The sequence below is a fragment of the Kamptonema animale CS-326 genome (genome assembly GCF_028330895.1).
Taxonomy (GTDB): domain Bacteria; phylum Cyanobacteriota; class Cyanobacteriia; order Cyanobacteriales; family Microcoleaceae; genus Kamptonema; species Kamptonema formosum.
The window spans coordinates 1-4,109 of record NZ_JAQMUA010000481.1 but is presented as its reverse complement, the minus strand read 5'-3'; the positions used below and the strand labels follow the sequence as shown (position 1 = coordinate 4,109).

General features: G+C 43.6%; 6 protein-coding genes. 2 read left to right on the top strand and 4 right to left on the bottom strand.

Annotation, left to right across the window (positions count from 1 at the left end; genetic code table 11):
• Positions 1–300: 300 nt before the first annotated feature.
• Positions 301–1,179 carry a sugar kinase gene (locus PN499_RS28050; RefSeq protein ID WP_272036740.1) on the bottom strand — a complete coding sequence of 293 codons (879 nt, stop codon included), beginning with the start codon at positions 1,177–1,179 and terminating at the stop codon, positions 301–303.
• Positions 1,180–1,436: 257 nt separating this feature from the next.
• Here PN499_RS28050 and rsmI point away from each other — a divergent pair, with 257 nt between their 5' ends.
• Both rsmI and PN499_RS28040 read left to right on the top strand, forming a co-directional pair.
• Positions 1,437–2,291: a 16S rRNA (cytidine(1402)-2'-O)-methyltransferase gene (gene rsmI, locus PN499_RS28045; RefSeq protein ID WP_272036738.1), complete on the top strand. Its 855-nt coding sequence runs from the start codon at positions 1,437–1,439 to the stop codon at positions 2,289–2,291.
• Between the two features lie 147 nt (positions 2,292–2,438).
• Complete coding sequence (locus tag PN499_RS28040; protein WP_272036736.1) at positions 2,439–2,858, top strand: hypothetical protein; 420 nt, start codon at positions 2,439–2,441, stop codon at positions 2,856–2,858.
• Positions 2,859–2,927: 69 nt separating this feature from the next.
• On the opposite strand, the gene PN499_RS28035 is transcribed toward PN499_RS28040, so the two are convergent.
• The 3 genes from PN499_RS28035 to PN499_RS28025 are packed head-to-tail and all read right to left on the bottom strand — an operon-like array spanning position 2,928 to position 4,090.
• Positions 2,928–3,191 carry a DUF3146 family protein gene (locus PN499_RS28035; RefSeq protein ID WP_007354008.1) on the bottom strand — a complete coding sequence of 88 codons (264 nt, stop codon included), beginning with the start codon at positions 3,189–3,191 and terminating at the stop codon, positions 2,928–2,930.
• Positions 3,188–3,823 carry an aminoacyl-tRNA hydrolase gene (gene pth, locus PN499_RS28030; RefSeq protein WP_007354007.1) on the bottom strand — a complete coding sequence of 212 codons (636 nt, stop codon included), beginning with the start codon at positions 3,821–3,823 and terminating at the stop codon, positions 3,188–3,190. The genes PN499_RS28035 and pth overlap by 4 nt, the downstream gene beginning before the upstream one ends.
• Positions 3,824–3,835: 12 nt before the next feature.
• Positions 3,836–4,090 (bottom strand): TatA/E family twin arginine-targeting protein translocase, encoded by a 255-nt coding sequence (locus PN499_RS28025; protein ID WP_272036735.1) that lies wholly within the window; start codon positions 4,088–4,090, stop codon positions 3,836–3,838.
• Positions 4,091–4,109 lie beyond the last annotated feature (19 nt).

The window sequence follows — 4,109 nt, the reverse complement described above, 5'->3', positions numbered from 1 at the left end:
GGGGCTAGATGACTCATCCAGTCTGAGTTTCACACGTTTGAGCTTTTAGAGAAAGTCCCTCTTGACTTTCGAGCGCTCTTCTTAACTTGTCACCAATGCTTACGCAGGGAGTCCCAGAAACCGGGTTTTTGAGAGAATCTGTGGATAAGGGCGAAGTATTTTCGTCAAAAAACCCGGTTTCTTTGGTTGGGTGCGTAAGTCCTGTTATCTATAAATTCAGAAGGATTTAGCTATCTATAAATTCAAAAGGATTTAGTTATCGACCAGGATAAAATGGCTCAAAGTTAGAAGTCCTATTATTTATAGCGTAGTTTTTGCAATAGGTCTATTCTCTATCCAGCGGCGAGTACCGAAGAATTGGCAGGAATGAGATGCTACCTTGGCCGCCGCCGCCAATGCTTCTATAAAATTTGCTTGTAAAATATAGTGGCAGAAAGCACCGTGAAAAATGTCTCCTGCACCCAAGGTATCGACAGGATTGATTTGAGGCACTTCTATTATGCCACTTATACCGCCGCTGAGGTATTGAATTGGTTTTTCTCCGCAAGTGATGGCGATGTGGGGAATTCCTATTGCTGACAAGTAAGTAAATACTTCTTTGCTATTGTGGCAGTTGGGCGGATAAAAATTACCCGAACAAATAGTATAATCAACTAAAGGTAATATTTCTTCAAGTCCAGCCTTCCAACTGCCAGCGTCAACTACAATGGGAATATTGTTAGATTTGGCAATTTGAGCAATTTCTTTGCTGGCTGCCATTTGGTGGCCATCAATGAGGATGATATCAATTCCTTTTAAAATATCTGAGTTGATATTTTGGCTAGATTGAGATTTGGTAGCGTTGATAGAAATTACTGCGCGATCTGCTGTACTTTGAGTGATAATAATAGAGGAAACTGGAGGTGATTCTGGGCGCGTAGGGTCTAAATCTATGAGGTTAATGTTAAATTCTCCTAAATCAGCTTTAATTAGCTGAGTTATGGGATGGCAACCGATTACTCCTAACAAGTTGGATTGATTGCCTAAGTAGCTAAATGTTACTGCCGCATTAGTAGCGGGGCCACCAGCAGTAGCCGTGTAGTCATTAGCGACTACTTTCTGATTTTGGCTGGGGTAATCTGTGACTAAATAGGCGAAGTCTAAGGTTACTAATCCTATAAATAATCCGTTTTTAGCCATTGTTTGCTGAAGATGATTTTTGTTAGCAATAGGACTTATGCAAAATCATAGTCAGGATTTACGCACCCAACCAAAGAAACCGGGTTTTTTGACGAAAATACTTCATTGTTACCCACAGATTCTCTCAAAAACCCGGTTTCTGGAGTCCCATGTGTAACTCCTAAACGTATTTTTGTCATTACGAGCTCAGCGAAGTAATCGCAACCCTTTGTTTTTAGCCGATAGTCCGTAAGTCCTAAAATTACGAAGTAACAAAGATGCAGGTAGATTCAAAGCTAGGAATACTTTACATTGTGGCCACGCCGATTGGCAACTTGGAAGATATGACTTTTCGGGCCTTGCGAATTTTGCAAGAAGTCGATTTGATTGCGGCAGAAGATACGCGGCATACTGGTAAACTTTTACATCATTTTCAGATTAAAACTCCTCAAATTAGTTACCACGAACATAATCGACATCAGCGGCTTCCAGAGTTAATCGATAAGTTAGTTGCAGGCCAAACAATTGCCTTGGTGACTGATGCAGGAATGCCGGGAATTTCCGATCCGGGATACGAACTTGTTAAAGCTTGTGCGGATGCTAATATTCCGATAATTCCTATTCCTGGTGCTTGTGCTTGTATTGTAGCTTTAAGTGGTTCGGGATTGCCTACAGATAGATTTGTGTTTGAAGGTTTTTTGGCGGCAAAAGGTAAGGAAAGGCGGCGGAGTTTGGAAGCTTTGCAAACCGAATCTCGGACAATAATTTTATATGAATCTCCCCACCGTTTGCGCCAAACTTTGGCAGATTTGGGTAATTTTTTGGGTATGGATAGAGGGGTAGTTCTAGCTAGGGAGTTAACTAAATTGTATGAGGAATTTTGGCGGGGTACGGTTGAAAATGCGATCGCACATTACGCTACTCGCGAGCCCCAAGGTGAGTTTACCATAGTTATCGCGGGTGTTTCAGAGGTAGCGCCTATATTGTCGGAAGAGGAAATTAAGGCGCAGTTGCAAGAGTTAATCGGTCAGGGTGTGACGAAATCCCAGGCCAGTCGAGAATTAGCAGAAAAAACCTCTCTTCCTCGCCGCCAAATTTATCAACTCGCTTTGACAATTGTTGATGGTGAGTAACGCTCGCGTGAGATTGAGCAAGCTTGAACTCTTATCGCTCCGATCTTACTCTCACGAGATTTAGATCGGAGCGTTATCTTTTACCCTTAATAGCAGTTCGGATAGTTAGAATAATAACTGACAAACAGACTTACAGAGGCTCAGACTATGATTCGTCGCTTACAGGCGATCGCACTCGCCACTCTCCTCTCTAATATTTCTACCATTGCCTTAGCTCAAATTGACCAGAATCCCTCACCAGATCGCAATGGCGATTACAACACAATTCAGAGGAAAGATGTCAACGGTAAACAAATGGAAGGAGCTTACTACGAACACCGTTCATGGATAGTTATTACTACCCTTCTTAACTGTCGTCGTGCCCCTGGAACTCAAAACCAAATTGTGCGAAGATTTACTAAAAATCAGCTAATAGAAGCTGCTAGTTTTGGTCGTGGTGGCTCCGATGAAGTCGTAGTGATTCAGCGAGATGCTAGCGGGAAACCCTGGATGCGAGTGAATTTGAAACCAGGTCAATGTTTTGTCCGAGCAAATCACCAATATATTGAACCAAATTCCTTGGAATAAAATCGGAAAATTCCTCTAGCTAACTTTTTAGTAAGTTCAATACTTTCGCACTCTCACAAAGTTCTCAACCTAAAACTGAGCGCGAATTGTAAACGAATAATCGCCCCCAGGTTCTAACTGATAATCCCATTTTTCCAGAAAACGATTTAACGGTTCCTGAATTAAAGCGCGACCTTGAGAAGGCTCAATTACCAAAGTCTTCTCCTCTCGAAATCGCCATTGAAACTGCCACTCAAAAGCACCAGCGCTCACCTCGCCTTCAATAGTGCCTTGTTGCCAAGACTGGCGAGTAACGCGGACATAAGCAGTCGTTTTAGGTAATCTAGAACTCACCCTATTGTTTCTGCAACCGTGCGACTATTATAAAGACTCATCGCTTTTTCTACCCCCTGCTTTTGACTCAGCTCTACTGCTTCTACTACCAGTTTAAGCACCTTATCCATTAACTGGCTCTCCTCTAGAGAAAATTTGCCTAAAACATGAGAAATAGTTTCTTTATCATTGCTAGAGGATTGGGGTTTACCAATGCCAATTCGCAAGCGCGGGAATTTGTCAGTACCGAGATGTGCGATCGCAGACTTCATACCATTATGACCCCCCGCAGAACCAGATAGCCGCAGCCGCAACCTTCCCACAGGCAAATCCATATCATCGTAAACCGCAAGCACCGACTCTGGCGGTAGCTTGTACCAATCTATCGCCGCACGAATTGCCTGACCAGACAAATTCATGTAAGTCAGTGGCTTCAGCAACCGAATTTTCTCCCTTTGCGGCCCCATACCCTCGCCAAACTCCGCCTGAAACTTGCGATTCTCCGAAAGCGATATTTGCCAAGAATTCGCCAAAGCGTCAACGGCGGCAAAACCGATATTATGCCGGGTGCGGTTATATTTGGGTTCTGGATTCCCCAGGCCAACTATCAACTGGGGAATTACCAAAACCTTCGGCGGTGTAGCCTCGTTCATGATCTTGAGTGCTTAACTGCCAGTAATGTCGTCTTTAGGAGTTGCGGTCACTTTTTCAGCTTCAGGCTTCGTAATTGCTACCGCCTCCTCTAGCTGCTGTGCTTCTCGCTTAAACTCTGATTCAAAATCTCGCGAAGCGTCCTGAAATCCGCGAAGGGCTTTTCCCATACTACGACCGATTTCTGGCAACTTCTTCGGGCCGAATATCAACAGGGCTACTACCAAAATTACGCCCATCTCCGGTAGACCAATGCCAAAAATATTCACTTTCTATCTCCTGGGATGT